The 19696-nt window shown below is 65.6% G+C and carries 15 protein-coding genes; 11 read left to right on the plus strand and 4 right to left on the minus strand.

Annotated features, from left to right (window positions below; all coding sequences use genetic code 11):
- The first annotated feature begins 82 nt into the window (after positions 1-82).
- The 4 genes from gspD to QX132_RS15500 all read left to right on the plus strand — a co-directional run bounded on the left by gspD (position 83) and on the right by QX132_RS15500 (position 6404).
- Positions 83-2386, plus strand: a complete 2304-nt coding sequence (gene gspD, locus QX132_RS15485; protein WP_316161791.1) for a type II secretion system secretin GspD — start codon at positions 83-85, stop codon at positions 2384-2386.
- Entirely contained in the window at positions 2358-2906 is a 549-nt protein-coding gene (locus QX132_RS15490; protein WP_315812245.1) for a tetratricopeptide repeat protein, read from the plus strand. Before gspD ends, QX132_RS15490 begins: the two co-directional genes overlap by 29 nt.
- Positions 2907-3174: 268 nt before the next feature.
- Entirely contained in the window at positions 3175-5052 is a 1878-nt protein-coding gene (locus tag QX132_RS15495; protein WP_316161792.1) for an alkaline phosphatase family protein, read from the plus strand.
- Between the two features lie 230 nt (positions 5053-5282).
- On the plus strand, positions 5283-6404 hold the full coding sequence (locus QX132_RS15500; RefSeq protein ID WP_316161794.1) for a hypothetical protein: 1122 nt from the start codon (positions 5283-5285) through the stop codon (positions 6402-6404).
- Between the two features lie 73 nt (positions 6405-6477).
- Here QX132_RS15500 and QX132_RS15505 read toward each other — a convergent pair whose 3' ends face one another.
- Positions 6478-7347 carry a ferritin family protein gene (locus tag QX132_RS15505; RefSeq protein WP_316161871.1) on the minus strand — a complete coding sequence of 290 codons (870 nt, stop codon included), beginning with the start codon at positions 7345-7347 and terminating at the stop codon, positions 6478-6480.
- Positions 7348-7557: 210 nt separating this feature from the next.
- Between QX132_RS15505 and QX132_RS15510 the strand changes: the two genes are divergently transcribed.
- The 7 genes from QX132_RS15510 to QX132_RS15540 are packed head-to-tail and all read left to right on the plus strand — an operon-like array spanning position 7558 to position 16473.
- Complete coding sequence (locus QX132_RS15510; RefSeq protein WP_410052864.1) at positions 7558-9852, plus strand: 4Fe-4S binding protein; 2295 nt, start codon at positions 7558-7560, stop codon at positions 9850-9852.
- A 10-nt stretch (positions 9853-9862) separates the two neighbouring features.
- Positions 9863-11788 (plus strand): TAT-dependent nitrous-oxide reductase, encoded by a 1926-nt coding sequence (gene nosZ, locus QX132_RS15515; protein WP_315776962.1) that lies wholly within the window; start codon positions 9863-9865, stop codon positions 11786-11788.
- A gap of 3 nt (positions 11789-11791) precedes the next feature.
- Entirely contained in the window at positions 11792-13180 is a 1389-nt protein-coding gene (locus tag QX132_RS15520; RefSeq protein WP_316161797.1) for a nitrous oxide reductase family maturation protein NosD, read from the plus strand.
- Positions 13177-14097 carry an ABC transporter ATP-binding protein gene (locus tag QX132_RS15525; protein ID WP_316161798.1) on the plus strand — a complete coding sequence of 307 codons (921 nt, stop codon included), beginning with the start codon at positions 13177-13179 and terminating at the stop codon, positions 14095-14097. Before QX132_RS15520 ends, QX132_RS15525 begins: the two co-directional genes overlap by 4 nt.
- Positions 14094-14924, plus strand: a complete 831-nt coding sequence (locus tag QX132_RS15530) for an ABC transporter permease (protein WP_316161800.1) — start codon at positions 14094-14096, stop codon at positions 14922-14924. The genes QX132_RS15525 and QX132_RS15530 overlap by 4 nt, the downstream gene beginning before the upstream one ends.
- Complete coding sequence (locus QX132_RS15535; protein WP_315812240.1) at positions 14921-15478, plus strand: nitrous oxide reductase accessory protein NosL; 558 nt, start codon at positions 14921-14923, stop codon at positions 15476-15478. The genes QX132_RS15530 and QX132_RS15535 overlap by 4 nt, the downstream gene beginning before the upstream one ends.
- Complete coding sequence (locus QX132_RS15540) at positions 15475-16473, plus strand: FAD:protein FMN transferase (protein ID WP_316161802.1); 999 nt, start codon at positions 15475-15477, stop codon at positions 16471-16473. The genes QX132_RS15535 and QX132_RS15540 overlap by 4 nt, the downstream gene beginning before the upstream one ends.
- A gap of 112 nt (positions 16474-16585) precedes the next feature.
- Here the strand turns inward: QX132_RS15540 and QX132_RS15545 are convergent, their stop codons facing one another.
- Genes QX132_RS15545 through QX132_RS15555 form a run of 3 tightly spaced genes read right to left on the minus strand, consistent with a single transcriptional unit; the run spans position 16586 to position 19681 of the window.
- Positions 16586-17212 (minus strand): NAD(P)H-dependent oxidoreductase, encoded by a 627-nt coding sequence (locus QX132_RS15545; protein WP_315776966.1) that lies wholly within the window; start codon positions 17210-17212, stop codon positions 16586-16588.
- A 3-nt stretch (positions 17213-17215) separates the two neighbouring features.
- Positions 17216-18814 (minus strand): isochorismatase family protein, encoded by a 1599-nt coding sequence (locus tag QX132_RS15550; protein WP_316161803.1) that lies wholly within the window; start codon positions 18812-18814, stop codon positions 17216-17218.
- Between the two features lie 18 nt (positions 18815-18832).
- Entirely contained in the window at positions 18833-19681 is an 849-nt protein-coding gene (locus QX132_RS15555) for an MBL fold metallo-hydrolase (RefSeq protein WP_315758239.1), read from the minus strand.
- Positions 19682-19696: the final 15 nt, after the last annotated feature.

The following is a 19696-nucleotide window of genomic DNA, read 5'->3' on the forward strand; positions in this document are numbered from 1 at the left end:
CATTGGACCGCTATGCAGGCTGCGCGGTCGAACGAGGCGCGATCCTGGTTCGGCCGGTCAACACGAGTAGATCGGTAAGTCCATGTTTCGTATCGGCAATCGAAGCCAGTCCGCTGCGGTTGTCAGACATGCCTGGTTGCTGACCATCGCGGTGCTGCTCGCGTCCTGCAACATGGCAACGCTCAATTCCCAGGCCAGTGCGCCGGCCGATGTCGACGTCATCGACAAGGTGCGCTCGCTCGATATCCTGCCGCGCGACAATGCACCGGTCGCATCGATCCAGGGACGCCCCGAGGTCGAGCGCGCGAGCGCGCGGACCTATCAGGGGACCACGGTCCAGGAGGTCGCCGAGGTCAGGCCGCTTCCGGCGGCCGATGGTAAGGGCTATGACCTCAATTTCGAGAACACGCCGATCGCAGTGGTCGCGAAGGTCGTGATCGGTGACATCCTCGGCGCGGGCTACGCGATCGATCCCCGCGTGCAGGGCAGCGTCAGCCTGGTGTCGGCGCGGCCGGTGCCGAAATCCGACATCCTGTTCGTGCTGGAGAGCGCGCTGCGCCTGTCGGGCGTCGTGCTGGTCCGCGAAGGCGGCGGCTACAAGCTGACCCCGCTCGGCGACGCTATCGGCGCCGGACGCGTCGACGGCGAGGCCGGCCGCGCCGAGCCCGGCTACGGCGTCTCCGTCGTGCCGCTGCAATATGTCGGCGCGCAGACGATCCTCAAGCTGATGGACAGCTTCGCGACCCGCGCCGGCAGCGTGCGCGCCGACACCACCCGAAATCTGCTGCTGATCCAGGGCACAGGAGCCGAGCGACGCTCCGCGATCGAAACCGTGATGAGCTTCGACGTCGACTGGATGCGCGGCCAGTCGGTCGGCATCTTTCCCGTCAGCAATTCGGCGCCCGAGCCGTTGATGGCGGAGCTGGAAAAGATCATGGATTCCGGCGAGAACGGGCTGAGCCAGAGCCTGGTCAAGCTGCAGGTCGTCAATCGCCTGAACGCGATCATGGTCGTAACGCGCAAGCCGGCGCTGCTGCAGAGCGCGGCGACCTGGATTCGCCGGCTCGACCAGGCCGACTCCGGGCGCACCAGCGTCCACGTCTACCGCGTCCGCTACGGCGACGCGCGCCAGCTCGCCAAGGTGCTCACCGACATGTTCGGCGGCGCCGGCTCGTCCTCCACCGACAGCGCCGACGGCCAGACCGCGCCGGGGTCCGACGGCACGACGACGTCGGTCGCCGATCGGCTCTCCTTCAACACCAATGCAGCGGGATCATCGAGTTCGAGCGCCAATCCGACGAGCAGGTCCCAAGGCGGTGGCCTCTCGAGCATGTCATCTTCTAGCACGTCGTCTTCCAGCAGTACGCCGTCCTCAACCGGGCTGGAGCCACGCAGCAGTGGTGCCGGCGGAGGCCAGGCCATCATGCCGAATGTCCGGATCACCCCGGACACGGTGAACAACTCGCTGCTCATCTATGCCGACCGCGAGAACTACCGCATCATCTCCAGCACGCTGCAGCAGCTCGACCAGCCGGTGCTGCAGGTCGGCATCGACGCCACGATTGCCGAAGTGACGCTCACCAACGAGCTGTCCTACGGCGTGCAGGCCTATCTTTCGAGCAAGGTGCTCGGCCTCGGGACCGACAAAGGATCGATCACCAATACGCAAGCCACGTCGGTGGCCACGGCCACGACATCCGCGGCGACGACGGCCTTGATCAACCGCGCTCTGCCCGGCTTCAACTTCCTGATCGGACACGAAGCCTCGCCCAACATGATCCTCGACGCACTCCATACTGTCACCAGCGTCAAGGTGCTCTCCAATCCCTCGCTGGTCGTGATCAACAACCAGACCGCCACCCTGCAGGTCGGCGACGTCGTGCCGGTATCGACCGGCAGCGCGACCGTACTGTCGTCGAGCAACACGGTGGTCAACACCATCGACTATCGCAACACCGGCATCATCCTGCGCGTCGTGCCGCGGATCGCCGCCAACGGCAATGTGCGGCTTGAGGTCGAGCAGGAGATCAGCAACGTCGCGGCCCAGACCGCCGCAAGTCTCACGCCGACGGTGTCGCAGCGCAAGGTCAAGAGCGCCATCTCCGTCGCCAACGGCCAGACCGTGCTGCTGGCGGGCCTGATCAGCGAGCAGCAGACCGGCAATCGCAACGGCATTCCGGGCTTCGACGAGATTCCAGTTCTTGGCGACGCGTTCTCGCATCAGGGCAAGAAGGGCACGCGCACCGAGCTCATCATCTTCATCCGGCCGCAGATCATTCGCGACGGCAGCGATGCGCATCAGGTCGCAGAAGAACTCCGTTCCAAGCTCCGCGGATCAGTCGGAGCGAGCATCACGGATGATTTGCGTGTCCGCACCACCCGTTGACCCCAGCCAAGTGATCCGGCCGACGATGGGGCGCCTCGCCATCGCCTGCTCCGCAGCCATCCTGCTGCTGGGAGCACTGGCCTCGCCCGTTCGCGCCGATTCGGTCAGCACCGCACGCATCGCCTATGCGCGCGGCGACTTCGTCCGCGCCGTGCGCGTGCTGACCCCGCCTGCCCTGCGCGGCGATCCACGCGCTCAGGCGATGCTCGGCTTCATGTATGAAAACGGCTTTGGAACCCCGCAGGCCTACGAGGTCGCCAGCGATCTCTATTGCCAGGCCGCCGCAGCCGGCAATCCGTTCGGCCAAGCGATGCTCGGCCTGATGTACGACAAGGGTCATGGCGTTCCACAGGACGTCGTGCTCGCCTACAAATGGCTGAACCTTGCTGCCGGACATGCCAAGTCGACCCAGCGCAGCTACTTCCTGCGGCTTCGCAACGCCGTGGCCTCGAAGATGTCGGCCAGCCAGATCGCCCAAGGCCAGGCCCTCGCGCTGGACTGGATCCCGGGCCAGCTCTGACCGGCATCGCCGATCGGCGATCTTCTTCAGAGTTCAGAGCGAGCCGGCTTCCTGCGGCGATGAGCGAAGGCCCGCCGGCATGTGATGCCGGGCCTGCACGATGCTGCGCCGTGCGTCTCCTGCATCTACGCAAATGCGCGTCCCGCGCGCATTTCACAAAACCGAAGCAAGACCGACACCACGTTGCAATTTGTTGCCGCGATAAATTGCCGCAGGCGAGCAGCCATTCGTAAGCGCGCGCCACCACCCCACTCCGTCCGGAGATGTCATGACCAGAACAGTCACGCGGTCCAAGGCGCTCGCCCTTGCGACCACCGCCGTCTTCACCGCGACCAGCGTCGCACCAGCCTTCGCCGGCGCGGCGACCAGCACCCCGATCGAGCACGTCATCATCATCGTCGGTGAGAACCACACCTTCGACAATCTGTTCGGCACCTACAAGCCGAAGGCTGGTCAGGCCATCGACAATCTGCTCAGCAAGGGCATCGTCAACGAGGACGGCACGCCGGGGCGGCATTTCAAGAAGGCGGAACAGCGGATCGGTCGCGACGAGGCTCGCTACAGTGCCGAGACCGCGTCCACTGGCGCCTACGCAACGCTGCCGCAGCCCTACACCACATATGGAATCGGCCTGCCGCAGAACGTCCTCGACACCCGCTTCCCGGCCAATCTTCCCAATGGCCCGTATCAGATTTCGAAATACGTCTCCTACGCCGCCTATACCGGCGATCCGGTGCACCGCTTCTTCCAGATGTGGCAGGACATCGACGGCGGCAAGCACGACAAGTTCGTGTGGGTCGAGCAGACCATCGGCACCGGCTCGAACGGACAGCCCTATCCGGCCGGCGGGTTCAACCCGATGGAAGGCGCCATCTCGATGGGCTTCTACAACATGAACCCGTTCACCGATGCCGCCGGCAAGGCCCAGCCCGGTGACGCGCCGTTCTTCAAGCAGCTCGCCGACGAATATGCGATCAGCGACAATTATCATCAGGCCATCATGGGCGGCACCGGCGCCAACTTCCAGGCCCTCGTGACCGGCCACGCCGCGTTTTTCACCAACCCCGAGACGCTGAACGGCGCCCCGGCCGTGCCCTATGCCAACCAGATCGAAAATCCGGATCCGGTTGCCGGCACCAACAACTACTACAAGCAGGACGGCTACAGCGGCGGCTCCTACGTCAACTGCTCCGATCCGTCAGCGCCCGGCGTCGCCGCCATCAACGAGCAGCTGTTCAAGAACGGCGTCACCAGCAACAATTGCGCGTCGAACCATTATTATCTCGTCAACAATTACAGCATGTTCTGGAACCAGACCAGCGCGAAGCCGAATGCGCTCGGCTCCGACAAGTTCGTGCTGCCGCCGCAGAGTGCGCCGACCATCGCTGACGTGATGACGGCAAAGGGCGTGTCCTGGAAGTACTACAGCGCCGATCGCGGCGACGACGCCACCACCTTCGCCAAGAGCGTCGACGGCGTGCCGCTGCTGTTCCACTCCTATTGCGGCATCTGCGACCCGCTCACCGGCTTCAACAAGATCATGAAGACTCCGACGGAGGAAGCCAAGCTGCAGAACTACGGCGCCTTCGTGAAGGACGTGCAGAACAACACGCTGCCCGCCGTGTCGTTCGTGCGTCCGTTCGAGGCGCTCGCAGGGCATCCCGCCGATTCGACCACCGACCTCTACGAAAAATTCCTCGAGGCCCTGATCAATCGCGTCAAGGCCGACCCGCAGCTCTGGGCCAAGACCGCGATCTTCATCACGACGGACGAGGGCGGCGGTTACTACGACTCCGGCTATGTCCAGCCGGTGGACTTCCTCGGCGACGGCACCCGCATTCCCTTCATCCTGGTCTCGCCGCTGGCCAAGAAGGGCCATATCGATCACACTTACTACGATCACGTCTCGCTGCTGAAATTCATCGAGCGCAACTGGCGGCTGCCCACGATCTCCGCCGTCAGCCGCGACCGGCTGCCCAACCCGATTCATGATCGGGACGACAACCGCTACGTGCCGAAGAACCGTCCGGCGATCGGCGACCTGATGAACCTGTTCGCCTTCAGCGATAACGATGGCGATCACGATCACGACGGCGGCTGGCATCATCACGACCACGGTGAGCACGGACACGGCGACGACCGCTGATCGACGGGAGTCTGCCGTTGTCAAGAACAGCCCGCCGCACACGTTGCGGCGGGCCCTTCTGTGCATTGTCCGCGGCGGACGACATTGATGGTGCACCGAATTGCAACATCGTGACGCCGTCAGCGGATTGTCAGCCGATCGTCACGCCCCCGTTATCGACCCTCCGCATCGTCCCGCCGCCGCTTAATGAAGCGGCGCGATGCAACCGAGGTCTTGGGGGATCTTGTAGAATGTCACTTCGATCATCATTCAAATCTGCCTTTCACGAACTGCTCACATTGTCTGTCACGATGTTGTTGCTCGCGTTCGCCGCTGCCGCGCCAAGCCTCGCGCACGATCACGGCTTCGACGACGACGACGACGACAGCTACGCCATCGGTCTGTGGGGCGACCTACCCTATTCCACGCTGCAGGCCACCGTCGGCGTCCCGAACCTGATCGCGGACATGAACGCCCACCGGCTGAAGTTCACCGCGCATGACGGCGACCTGAAGCAGGGCTCCAATTCCGCCTGCGACGCCGGCCTCTATGCCCAGGCGCTCGCCTTCTTCAACAGCCTCGAGGCGCCGGCCATGTTCACGCCCGGCGACAACGACTGGGTCGATTGCGATCGCCCCTCGAATGGCGGCTTCAACTCACGCGACCGGCTCGACTACGAGCGCAAGGTGTTCTTCTCGACGCCGTTCTCGCTCGGCCAGCGCAAGCTGCGCCAGGAGGTGCAGACCGATCCGCTGTGTCTCAGCGCCAACGGCACCAAGGTCGGCTGCGTCGAGAATCGCCGCTGGACCGTTGGCCGCGTGACCTATGCGACGCTGAACATCCAGGGCTCCTGCAACAATCTCTGCGACACCAATCCAGATCCGGACGAATACAACGCGCGCAATGCAGCCGTGATTCTCTGGATGCAGCAGACCTTCGCAGAGGCCAGGAAGCGCCATTCCGCTGCGGTGATGTTCATCACCCAGGGCAACCCGGGCTGGGACCAGGCCGATCCCACGCGCGCGCCGCTGCGCGATCCCAAGACGCTCGCCGAGACGGACGGGCAGCCGGACGGCTTCATCAGCTTTCTGACCGCCTTACGCACCGAAGTCGAGGCGTTCCGCAAGCCGGTCGCCTACGTCCACGGCGATTCCCATTACTTCCGGATCGACCAGCCGTTGCTCAACAGTGCCGGCCAGCGGCTGGAGAACTTCGTTCGTGTCGAAACGTTCGGCGACAATCAGGGCAACGGCAACAACGACGTGCGCTGGGTCAAGGTGACCGTCGATCCGCGCAGCCGCGACGTGTTTTCCTTCCAGCCCGTCACGGTGCCGGCGAACCGCACCGCCGTGCCGGCGCCGGCCCGCAACTGAGCCTCATCATGATCGGGTCGCCCAGCCTGGCTGGGCGACCCTCGTCTTTCGCCAAGCAGCTCTTAAGTCGGACTCAACCGAGCGACCGCAGCCAGGCCAGCCGGGCGATCGCCTGCGACGCCAGCCGCTGCATCAGATCGAGCCGGTCCGGTTCGGTCGCTCGCTCCGCATGCTCCAGATACGCGTCCGCGAGCGCCTCCGCCAGCACGGCTGCATCGGCTTGCGCGAGCCCAGCCGGCAGGCGCAGCAGGTCCGCAACCTCCGATGCCATTGCCGCCGCTTCCCGCGCAAGCTCGCGCACGCGATCTGCCGGTCGGCCCGTGGCACGCGACGCCATCGCGCCGAGCAGTTCCGCGAGGTGGCGTTCCAGCCGGCCGGCGTCGATCGTGCCCGTGTCCGACGCCACCGTCGCCGCGCGCCTGGCGTCGGTCTCAAGATGATAGGCACGGCGCCGCTCCTTGCGCAGCGTCGCGACGTGACCGAGTTCCTCTCGCGCCATGGCCTCAGACGCCTTCTTGACCTCGGGATCATCGGCAAATGCCGCGACATAGGACCAGAACGCGAAGGCCCGCTCCTCGTTGCGCACCGCCATCGACAGCGCGCGGTACGGCGTCATCAGCCGCGAGTCCTGGATTTCGCGCGCCGCGCCGGGCTCAAAGGTCTCCGGCGGCTGCCAGCGCACCAGCGACGCATCGGGGGCACGCCCCGTTCGCGCTTGCGACCATTGCGCGACACTGTCGACATGCTCGCGCTCGGCCGCGGCCAACCTCGCGAAGACGTCGGCCAGATCGAGCCGGCCTTGACGCTGCATCTCTCCGGACAGCTCGTCGTAGCGATCGGCCGCCTCCTGCTCCATCGCATTGGCGAGCGCGAACAGCTCGTCAATCGAATGCAGGTTTCCGGCCGGTTCCGACTTGAGCGAAAGCGTGCGTGACAACAACATATGATAGTCTGCCTGATTGTCCTGGCCTGTTTGATCCAGCGCAACGTCCGTCGGATTGCGACCCACTAGACAACCGGCACGATAAGGAGTCAATTTAGCCCGACTCTATTTGCTCCGGGATTGTCAATGGCGACGATCCTTTCCTTCCCCGAAACAGTCCTGACTGGAATACGGCCCCTTCGTGGGCCGGCCGTTCCGCTTGAGGTGATCATGGTTGCGAGTGATGTCGCCACCAAACGGTGGCGCATGCCTGCTATCTTGGTAGCAATCCTCATCGGGCTCTGCACGATCGCGGCCCCGCGCGCAGCACATGCTGCCGGCGATCTCGCAACCTACCTCTCGAAGATCACGCCGGGCGAGCTCTTCCCCGATGCGGATCGTTTCGGCGTGCCGCAAGGCGAGCCGCCGATCATGCCGGTGTATCGCGGCGATCAGCTCAAGGGTTACGTCTATCTCAACTCCGATTTCGCCAATTCCGTCGGCTATTCGGGCAAGCCGATCCACATCCTCGTCGGCATCGATCCCAAGGGCGTCATCACCGGGCTGAAGCTGGTCGATCACAAGGAGCCGATCGTGCTGATCGGCATTCCCGAGCCACGCATCGTTGCCGCACTCAATGGCCTGCTCGGCAAGGACATGACGCCGATCTCGCACGGCGCAGAACATGCGCCGCAGGCCGACATCGTCTCGGGTGCCACGGTCACCGTGCTGGTGATGCACGACAGCATCGTGCGCGCCGCCACGCGCCTGATCCGCAGCGGCCGCATTGGTGCCGGCGCCGCGGCGAGCGCCGCCGCAGCACAGCCGGGCGTGACCAGGACGGTCGATCCCGACAAGAGCGAGATCCGCGACTGGGGCAGCCTGCTCGGCGACGGCTCGGTGCGGCGCCTGCATCTCAGCATCGGCGACGTCAACGACGCATTCGCCAAGTCGGGCAATGCGGCGGCCGCGCAAAATCCCGAGCCCGGCGATGCCGGCGACACCTTCATCGATCTCTATGTGGCCATGGCCAGCGTGCCCACCATCGGCCGCAGCCTGCTCGGCGACGAGGGCTATCAGCGACTCAAGCAGCGGCTGCAGCCCGGACAGCAGGCGATCGTCGTCGCCGGCGACGGCATCTACTCGTTCAAGGGCTCCGCCTATGTCAGGGGCGGCATCTTCGACCGCATCGAGGTGCTGCAGGAGGGAGGGAGCACACGGTTCCGCGACAAGAACCACATGCGACTCGGTGCGCTGGCGGCCGCCGGCGCCCCTGCCCTGCGCGAGATCGGGCTGTTCGTCACGCCGCCCGAATTCACGCTCGACCCGACCGAGCCATGGCAGCTCCAGCTCCTGGTGCAACGAAGCACCGGCAGCCACGACAAGGCGTTCCTGACCTTCGATGTCGACTACACCGTTCCAGACGTTTATCTGAAGCACGAGACGCGCGCCGCTGCGACGCCGGCGACGGCCGCACAGCCCGCCCCGGCCACCGCGCAACCAGTCACTGACGACACCGAAGAGCCGTTATGGATGCGCATCTGGCGCTCGCAGACGGTCTCCATCGGCATCACCGCGCTCGCGCTGGCCGTGCTCACCGGGATCTTCTTCTTCCAGAACATTCTGGTGCGCCGTCCCCGGCTCTACACCTGGGTCCGCCGCGCCTATCTCCTGTTCGTGCTGGTCTGGCTCGGCTGGTACGCCAACGCCCAGCTCTCTGTCGTCAACGTCGTCACCTTCATCAACGCGCTGCTGACCGGCTTCCATTGGGAGTTCTTCCTCGCAGCGCCCTTGATCTTCATCCTGTGGGCGGCAACGGCGGCTGGACTGCTGTTCTGGGGCCGCGGGCCGTTCTGCGGCTGGCTCTGTCCGTTCGGCGCGCTGCAGGAGCTGACCAACACAGTGGCAAAATGGCTCAAGGTGCCGCAGATCACGGTGCCCTGGGGGCTGCACGAGCGGCTGTGGCCGATCAAATACATCATCTTCCTCGGCCTGTTTGGGCTGTCGCTGTATTCGGTCGCGCTCGCCGAGCAGGTCGCGGAGGTCGAGCCGTTCAAGACGGCGATCATCCTGAAATTCTCGCGCAGCTGGCCGTTCGTGCTGTATGCCGCGGCGCTGCTCGGCATCGGCCTGTTCATCGAACGCTTCTTCTGCCGCTATCTCTGCCCGCTGGGCGCCGCGCTCGCGATTCCCGGTCGCATCCGCACCTTCGAATGGCTGCGCCGCTGGAAGGAGTGCGGCTCGCCCTGCCAGCGCTGCGCCAAGGAATGCCCGGTGCAGTCGATCCATCCCGAGGGACACATCAACGTCAATGAGTGCATCTACTGCATGCATTGCCAGGAGCTCTACTACGACGACCAGCGCTGTCCGCACATGATCCAAGTCCGGCTCAAGCGCGAGAAGTTCGAGGCGATGTCATCGCCGTCGATGCGCGCCGCCAAATCCGGTCCGAAGACCGTGATCACCCACGCCGGCCGGCCGACGACGGCGCCGGCCCAATCCAACGATCTCACCCATCCATCATAAGGAGACGACGATGGCGCACGACGACGACCAGACGAAACTCAGCCGCCGGCAGATCGTCGGCACCGCCGCACTGGGCGCGGCCGGCGTGGCCGGCAGCATCGGCCTCGGCAAGAGCATCGAGACGACACCGGCCGCGGCGCAGGCGCGAGCTGGACAGAGCGGGGGCAAGGCCGAGGTCGCGCCGGGTCAGCTCGACGAATACTACGTCTTCTTCTCCAGCGGTCAGACCGGCGAGCTTCGCATCGTCGGCATGCCGTCGATGCGCGAGCTGATGCGTATCCCCGTCTTCAACCGGTGCAGCGCCACCGGCTGGGGCCAGACCAACGAGAGCCGCAAGATCATGACCGAGGGGCTGCTGCCCGAGACGCGCGAGCGGCTCAAGGATCGGCTCGGCATCTGGATGAACGGCGACTGCCACCATCCACACATGTCGTTCACCAACGGCACCTATGACGGACGCTACGTCTTCATCAACGACAAGGCCAATACCCGCCTAGCCCGCATTCGCACCGACGTCATGAAGTGCGACAAGATCATCGAGCTGCCGAACCAGTACACGATCCACGGCATGCGTCCGCAGAAATTCCCGCGCACCGGCTACCTGTTCTGCAACGGCGAATATGAGGTGCCACTGCCGAACGACGGCAAGGTGCTCGACGACAAGTCGAAATACTGGTCGATGTTCTCGGCCGTCGACGGCGACACCATGACGGTTGCCTGGCAGGTGATCGTCGACGGCAATCTCGACAACACCGATTGCGACTACCAGGGCAAATATGCCTTCGCGACCTGCTACAATTCCGAGAAGGGCGTGACGCTCGCCGAGATGACCGCGAGCGAGCAGGACTGGGTGACGATCTTCAACATCAAGCGCATCGAGGAGGCCGTCAAGAAGGGAGACTTCAAGGAGATGAACGGCGTTCCCGTCATCGATGGCCGCAAGGGATCACCCTACACCCGCTACGTTCCGGTCTCGAACAGCCCGCACGGCCTCAACACGGCCCCCGACGGCATCCATGTCATCGCCAACGGCAAGCTGGCGCCGACGGTCACGGTGATCGACGTCCGCCTGATCGACAACCTGTTCGACGACAAGATCAAGCCGCGCGATGTCGTCGTGGCCGAGCCGGAGCTCGGCCTCGGGCCGCTGCACACCGCCTTCGACGGCCGGGGCAATGCCTACACCACGCTGTTCCTCGACAGCCAGGTCTGTAAATGGAGCCTCGATCTCGCCAAGCGCGCCTTCAAGGGCGAGAAGGTCAACCCGATCATCCAGAAGCTCGACGTCCACTATCAGCCGGGCCACAACCACGCCTCGATGGGCGAGACCAGGGAAGCCGACGGCAAATGGCTGCTGTCGCTGAACAAGTTCTCCAAGGACCGTTTCCTGAATGTCGGCCCGCTCAAGCCGGAGAACGACCAGCTGATCGACATCTCCGGCGACAAGATGGAGCTGGTGCATGACGGCCCGAGCTTCGCCGAGCCGCACGACGCCGTGATCGTGCATCGCTCCAAGCTCGAGGGGCGCGTGACCTCGATCTGGAAGCGCGACGACCCGTTCTTCGCCGACGCCCGCAAGCAGGCCGCGGCCGACGGCGTCACACTGGAGAGCGACGCCAAGGTGATCCGCGACGGCAACAAGGTGCGCGTCTACATGTGGTCCAGCGCGCCCGCCTACGCGCTCGAGAAGTTCGAGGTCAAGCAGGGCGACGAGGTGACCGTCTATGTCACCAACATCGACGACGTCGAGGACCTGGTGCACGGCTTCTGCATCGTCAACTACGGCGTCAACATGGAGATCGATCCGCAGCAGACCTCGTCGGTGACGTTCATCGCCGACAAGCCCGGCGTGTACTGGTATTTCTGCACATGGTTCTGCCACGCCATGCACATGGAAATGCGCGGACGCATGCTGGTCTCGCCGCGGAACGCGTGAGCGATGCGGCGCATGCGCCATATCAAGACTCTGGGGCTGGCGGCGCTCGTCGTCGCCGGCCTGCCCTTCCGCGCCCAGGCGGCGACTCTGCAGGTCGGAGCTGAAACCACCGACCTGCAGGCCCTGCTCGACCGCGCCGCCGACGGCGACGAGATCGCGCTCGCCACCGGCACCTACCGCGGACCGCTACGGATCAGCCACCGCCTGACGCTGGCTGGGGCTCCAGGCGCCGTGATCAGCGGTGGCGGCGAGGGCAGCGTCATCACCGTGGCGGCGCCGGGCACCGTCATTCGCGGCCTCGCCATCGACGGATCCGGCCGTGCGCTGGAGCAGATGGATTCCGGCATCTTCGTCGAGCAGGCCGCGCACGACGCACTGATCGAGAACAACCGCATCGAAGGCAATCTGTTCGGCGTCTATCTGCACGGATCGGCCAACGCCATGGTCCGTCACAACAGCATCATCGGCCTACGCGCGACGCGTGGCGGCGTGACCGGCAACGGCGTCTCCGTCTGGAACGCGCCGGGCGCCAAGGTGATCGACAACCAATTCCGGTACGGCCGCGATGGCGTGTTCGCCATCACCAGCCGCAACAACGTCTTCAGCCGCAATCGCTTCAGCGACCTGCGCTTCGCGGTGCACTTCATGTACACCAACGACAGCGAAATCTCCGGCAACGTCTCGACCCGCAACATCATCGGCTATGCGATGATGTTCTCCAAGGCGCTCGTCGTGAGGGATAACGTCTCGGATCACGACCGCGACCGCGGCTTGCTGTTCAACGCGGCCAATGGCTCGCAGATCTCCGGCAACAGCGTGATCGGCGGGCTGCAGCCGGCAGACCGCTGGGCCACCGCGGAGAACCGGGGCACCGACGAAGGCGTGCCGCAGGCCGATGCGAGCACGGCCACGCCGACCGCCGGCGCCCGTCCCGGTCCCGAGAAATGCGTGTTCATCTACAACACCAACAACAACCATATCACCGACAACTGGTTCGAAGGGTGCGAGATCGGCGTTCACTTCACCGCCGGCTCCGAGGGCAACGACATCAGGGGCAATGCCTTCGTCAACAATGCCAGCCAGATCAAGTATGTCGGCACCCGCCATCTCGACTGGTCGAAAAGCGGCCGCGGCAATTATTGGAGCGACAACCCGGGCTTCGACCTCAACGGCGACGGCATCGCCGACACCGCCTATCGGCCGAATGATCTGATCGACCGCGTATTGTGGACCGCGCCGGCCGCCAAGGTCCTGATCAACAGCCCGGCCGTGCAGGTGATCCGCTGGGCGCAGGCGCAGTTTCCCGCGATCCTGCCCGGCGGAGTCGTCGACAGCCATCCCCTGATATCGCCGCCGGCGCGCCGCGCCGCTGCAGAAAGCGGGCCCCGATGACCGCGACAATCCATGTCGCCGACGTGATCAAGCACTACGGCAAGGTCGAAGCCGTGAGGGGCGTCTCGTTCGATCTCGCCGCCGGCGAGATGGTGGCGCTGATCGGCCACAACGGCGCCGGCAAGACGACGCTGATGAAGATGATGCTCGGGCTGATCCGCCCCACCCGCGGCACCATTGCCGTACTCGGTGAAAATCCAGCCGCCGGCGAGTTCTCCTCGCGGCGCCGCCTCGGCTACCTGCCGGAGAACGTCGCCTTCGATGCCGCCCTTACCGGCCGCGAGACCCAGACCTTCTACGCACGGCTCAAGCGCGAGCCGGTCGGACAGGCCCTCGAGCTGCTCGACGTCGTCGGACTAGGCGATGCCGCAAAGCGCCGCGTCAACACCTACTCCAAGGGCATGCGCCAGCGCCTTGGGCTGGCACAGGCGCTGATCGGCCGCCCGCGCGTGCTGCTGCTCGACGAACCGACCAGCGGTCTCGATCCGGAGCTCCGCCAGACCTTCTACGAGGTGATCAAGCGGCTTGCCGCCGAGGGCACGACGGTGCTGCTGTCGTCGCATGCGCTGACCGAGTTGGAGGAACGCGCCGGCCGCGTCATCATCATGAACCGCGGCCTGAAGGTCGCCGACGGCACACTCGACGAGCTGCGCCGCCTCGCGCGATTGCCGACCCGGATTCGAGTCAAGGTCGCCTCCCTGCCGCCGTCGGGCCCGCCGGCCTGGCTCCCGCCGGCCGCGTCCTATCGCCGGGTGAACGGCCACATCGTCGAGATCGACGCAGCGCCGGACGAGAAGATCGAGCTGCTGCGTCTGGCGACGGCCGACGCCACCGCCGTCCAGGATCTCGAGCTCATTCCACCCAGTCTCGACGAGCTCTACGCGCATTTCCTGCGCCACGCGGAGCACCCGCAATGACCAGCGTCATCACCATCGCCGCCAAGGAGATCCAGCAGGCGATCCGTAATCGCTGGGTGCTGGCCTCGACCCTGCTGCTGGCCGGACTCGCGCTGTCGCTGACTTTCCTCGGCAGCGCACCGACCGGTACCGTCGGCGCGCGAGCGCTCGATGTGGTCATCGTCAGCCTGTCGAGCCTGACCATCTTCCTGATCCCGCTGATCGCGCTTCTGATCTCGCACGATGCCATCGTCGGCGACATGGAGCGCGGCACCATGCTGCTGCTGCTCAGCTATCCCGTAGCGCGCTGGCAGGTGCTGCTCGGCAAGTTCCTCGGTCATCTCGCGGTGCTCGCCTTCGCGACCTGCCTCGGCTATGGCGCCGCCGCGGTGGCGCTGCTGATCGCCGGCAGCCACTTCGACAGCGACGGGCTCGCGGCCTTCGCGGCGATGATCGGCTCCTCCGTTCTGCTTGGCGCGGTGTTCGTCGCAATCGGCTATCTCGTCAGCGCCGTCGTGCGCGACCGCGGCACCGCAGCGGGTGTCAGCATCGGCCTGTGGCTCGTGCTCGTCCTGATCTACGACATGGCGTTGCTCGGCCTTCTGGTGATCGACCAGGGCCGCAACGTCTCCGGCGGCGTGCTCAGCGCGCTGCTGCTGCTCAATCCGACCGATGCCTACCGGCTTTTCAACCTGACCGGCTTCGCCAATGTCAGCCTGTTCTCCGGCATGGCCGGGCTCGCCGGCAGCAACACGCTGTCGGTGCAGGCGCTGCTCGCGGCGCTGGTGCTGTGGACGTTGGTACCGCTCGCCGGCGCCGCGCTGGCCTTCTCACGGAGGGAGCTATGAAACGCCTCGCTTTCGCCTGCGCGCTCATCACCGCCTTTGCTCTCGGCGCCTGCAACGACAAGCAGGCCGCCGCGCCGCCGCCGCCGATCAAGCTGACGGCGGAGGCGATCGGGCATTATTGCGGCATGAACCTGCTCGAGCATTCCGGTCCCAAGGGACAGATCTTCGCCGCCAGCCTGATCGAGCCGGTGTGGTTCTCCTCGGCCCGCGACGCCATCGCCTTCACGATGCTGCCCGACGAGCCCAAGGACATCCAGGCGATCTACGTCTCCGACATGGGCAAGGCCGCGAGCTGGGACAATCCAGGTGCCGACAATTGGGTCGAAGCCCGCAAGGCGGTGTTCGTGATCGGCAGCCGACTCAGAAGCGGCATGGGCAGCGACGAGGCTGTACCGTTCTCGGATCGGAGCGCCGCCGAGCGCTTCGCGGCCGAGCACGGCGGTCGCATCGTCGGCTTCACCGAGGTGCCGCGCGACTATGTGCTGAGCTCCCCCGACGACAACGCCGGCACGAACGAGCCGGGCCACAAGGACACGACTGAAGTGCGACGATGACAAATCAGCTCTCGCGTCGGCGCTTCATCCGCATCAGCGCCGCACTGGCGGGCCTTGCGATCGCACCCTGCGGCAGGCAGGCGGCCGGCAGCACCGCTGGCCTCGTCGAATGGCGCGGCACGTTGCTCGGCGCCGTTGCCACGATCAAGCTTCATCACCATGACCGGCGCGAGGCCGAGCGGGTGATCACGGTCTCGATCAGCGAAGCACGGCGACTCGAGCGCCTGTTCAGCCTTTATCTTGAGGACTCGGCGCTGGTCACATTGAACCGCACCGGCGTGTTGGTCGCACCGGCGCCGGAGCTGGTCGACATCCTCACGCTCTCGCAGCGCTACGCCGCGTTGACCGACGGCCGCTTCGACCCGACCGTGCAGCCGCTGTGGACGCTCCATGCCGATCATTTTTCGCGCCCCGATGCGAATCCCGACGGCCCACCGCAGGCGGCCGTACAAGAGGCGCTGGCGCGGGTCGGCCATCAGCGGCTCAGCGTCAGCCGCGATCGCATCGTCATGCCGCGCGGCACGGCGCTCACCCTGAATGGCATCGCGCAGGGCTATGTCACGGATCGGATCGTCGACCTGCTGCGCAGCGAAGGCGTGCAGCAGAGCCTGGTCGACATGGGCGAAGCCCGCGCCATCGGCGCGCGGCCGGACGCCCGGCCCTGGGAGATCGCAATCGCCGACCCCGACGTTCCCGATCGGATCGCCGCGATGCTACCGATCATCGATCGGGCCGTATCGACGTCAGGCGCCTATGGCCTCCGCTTCGATCCGCACGGCCGCTTCAATCATCTGTTCGATCCGCACAGCGGCGGCTGCGCGCAGCGCTATCGCAGCGTGACCACGGTCGCCGGCAATGCCACGGCGGCCGACGCGCTTTCGACCGCGTTTAGTCTGATGTCGGAGCCTGAGATCCGTACGCTGCTGCCGCGCACCGAGGTCGACCGTGTCCACCTGATCGACGCGGCGGGAGCCGCAGTCGACCTTATCGGTTGAATTCTTTCTGCGGCTGGATCAGTCGAGAGCACGATCACAGGACGCCAGTCGAGGGACGAAACCACCGGCAGCTCGGACGCGACGCGCAGCGGGCCCGCCTCTTCATGTCATATCAAAACCGTGCAGCCATCTCCACGAGCCGCCTGTGCGCCCGCTCACGCGCCACGCCGGTGTGCGCGGCCGGCCCGCTGGTCGGCCCGATCGCCACGAAGTGCAGATCGCGAAGCCCCATGAAGCGCAGCGCCTCGCGCAAATAGGGCGTCGCGAGATCGGTGCGCCCCCGGCTGACGCCGCTGGTGAAGTCGCCGCCGCTGGCGAGGATCACCAGCGTTGGACGATCCTTCAGAAGTGGCAGGTAGCCGCGCGACGGATCGAAGCGAAAGGTGAGGCCCGGCTGATTGATGATATCCAGCCAGTGCTTGAGCTTGTAGGGAATGCCGAAATTCCACATCGGCGTCGAGATCACGACGCGCTCGGCCAGATCGAGCCGCACCGCCATGCGCTCGGCCACCGCGAACGCCTCCCGCTGGCCATCGGTGAAGGCGCGTCCGCCCATGCGGGCATACTTCGCCTGCAAAATCTCGCCCTCGAACTCCGGCAGCTTTTCGCGCCACAGATTCATCTCGTCGACGTCCCAGCCCGGCCGCGCCTGCCTGAAGCGGTCGAGGAAGGCGTGCGCGCCGGCGCTGGATTCCGAATCTGCCCGCGGCGAGGCGACGAGATGCAGCAGCTTGGGCATGTCTCACCCCAGCGCCCTGATCACTGCGTCGGCCCTGGTTACGACAGCAACGTTCTGCATGGCGAAGTTGATCGACGCATTGTGCCAGTCCGCGTTCATCGTCGAGCAGCAATCCTCCGGCACCACCATGAAGTAGCCTTTGTCGGCTCCTGTGCGCGCGGTGTGCTCGACCGACATGTTGGTCCAGGCCCCCGTATTGATGATCACGTCACGCCCGGTGGCCTTGAGAATGGTCTCGAGCCGCGTGCCCTCCCAGGCGCTCATCCGCATCTTCTCGACGACGAAGTCCCCGCTCCGCGGCTCCAGCCCAGCGACCGGCGCAGCCCCCCAGCTGCCGCGCACCATCGCCTTGCTGTCGACCAGCCCCTCGAACAGCGGCGCGTTCAACGTCACGCCGGGGGCACCGGGCTCGACGACGAACCAGACGTGGACGATGACGACGCCGCGCGCGCGGGCGACCTCGGCAAGCCGGAGGACGTTGTCGACGACGCGCTGCTGCCTGGCATGACCGGGAGCCCCCGAATCGGCAAACGCGCCGCCGTCCATGATGACGTCGTTCTGCAGATCCTGGATGATCATCGCGCAGCGGCGCGGATCAAGCTGCATGTCGCCCGACGCCAGCAGCGGCGCCGGTGGCGCGCCTGTGGACGTCGCGCTGGATGGGGACGAGCCCGCCGCAGCCCCCCGCGTCTGGGCCCTCATATAGGGCTCGTGGCGCGGGCCGACCTTGGTCGCGATCGCATAGACCGAATGCGTCGCGGTGAGATAGAGCGTGCGAAAATCGGCGCCGCCCCAGGCGAGATTGGCGACCAGTTCCGGGACGCGCACCTTGCCGAGCAACTCGCCGGTGCGCGCATAGACCCAGACGCCGCCCGGCGCGGTCACCCAGACATTGCCGCGCTGATCGCATTTCATGCCGTCGGGCACGCCGGGCTCCAGCTCGGAGCGGATGCCGCTGGCAAACACGCGCCCGTTCGAGAGCGCCCCGTCGCTACCGACGTCGAACACGCGGATCAACGTCTGCGCGGTGTCGTTGACATAGAGCAGCGCCTCGTCCGGCGAGAAGCACAGCCCGTTCGGCTGGTCGAACAGATAACGATCGACCAGCAGCCGCGGCGGACCGCCGCCCGGCGGCACCCGGTAGACGCCCTGGAAGCCGAGCTGGCGCGGCCGCTCGACGCCGTAGACCGGCATGCGGCCATACCAGGGATCGGAGAAGTAGATTGCGCCGCTGGAATGGACGCACACGTCGTTCGGACTGTTGAGCTCCTGGTTGTCGACATGCGAGGCCAGGATCTCGCGGCGGCCATCGGGCCGCTCGCGCACCAGCGACGACGTCGCGTGCTCGCAGACGATCAAATTGAGGTCGGCATCATAGGTCATGCCGTTGCACTTGTTCGACGGCCGACGCATCTCGACCACGCCGCGCTTCGCGTCCCAGCGGCGGCGGACGTCGGTCGGCATGTCGGAGAACAGCAGGAAATGCTCGATCGGGTGCCAGATCGGCCCTTCCGTGAAGTCGAAGCCGGTCGCGACCTGGGACACCGGTGCGTAGGGGTCGATCAAGCTCTCGAATTCAGGGCGCAAGGTCACATGGGTCATGGCCGATCCTCGCGCCGACTACGCCGGAAACCATTGCCGCTGCGGCAGCGACTGCACGATGGGACCCGGCACCTGGTCGTGCAACCGCCCTGTCACCACACCGCCCTCGATCTTGGCCGGGCGATCATGCACCGGCAACAGATAGCGGGAGCTCGACAGCAGCTTCTTGATCGCCGCCTTCTCGGCGCGCTTCGAGGTGCCGTGATTGCCGGTCGTGCGCGGCTCCGCGTCCTGGATCTCGTTGAACGGGGTCACGATCTGGTCGTTGAAGTCGTAGATCACGTCGCCGCAGATGGTGGCGATGCCGTCGGCGGTGTGGACGTGGATGTTCATCGAGCCTTCGGTGTGGGCATTGGCGGCATCGCAATAGACCCCCGGCATCAGCTCGACAGGTCCGGTCAGCTCGAGATCGAGGAAGCGCAGCGCGCTCTTGGTGTGCAGCCGGTCGATCAGGTGCTTGATGTCCGGCGCCGGATATTGCGGGTGCATCAGCCCGGACACCGAATATTCAAGCTCGCGGCGGTTAAGCACGACCGTCGTGTTCATCGGGAACAGATCGTCCTTTCCCGCATGATCGATGTGCAGATGGGTGTGGCAGACATAACGGACGTCGCCCATGCGCACGCCATGCCGCGCCAGCTGGTTCTCGATCATGTTCTCATGGTACTGCAGCCCGCGCATGCCCAGCGTCTCCATGATCTGGTTGGAGCGGTAGCCGGTGTCGACCACGACCGGATACGGTCCGCCCAGGATCAGGAAGCCGAGCGTCAGCACCCGGCGGGTGCGGCCGCAGTCGCGGCCCAGCACGAGGAAGCTCGATTCGAGCTCGATATCACCATAGTCGAGAATCTTGATTTCCAGCGCCATGAGCGTTCCCTGTTG

Source organism: Bradyrhizobium sp. SZCCHNRI20481 (assembly GCF_032485055.1).
Lineage (GTDB): Bacteria > Pseudomonadota > Alphaproteobacteria > Rhizobiales > Xanthobacteraceae > Bradyrhizobium.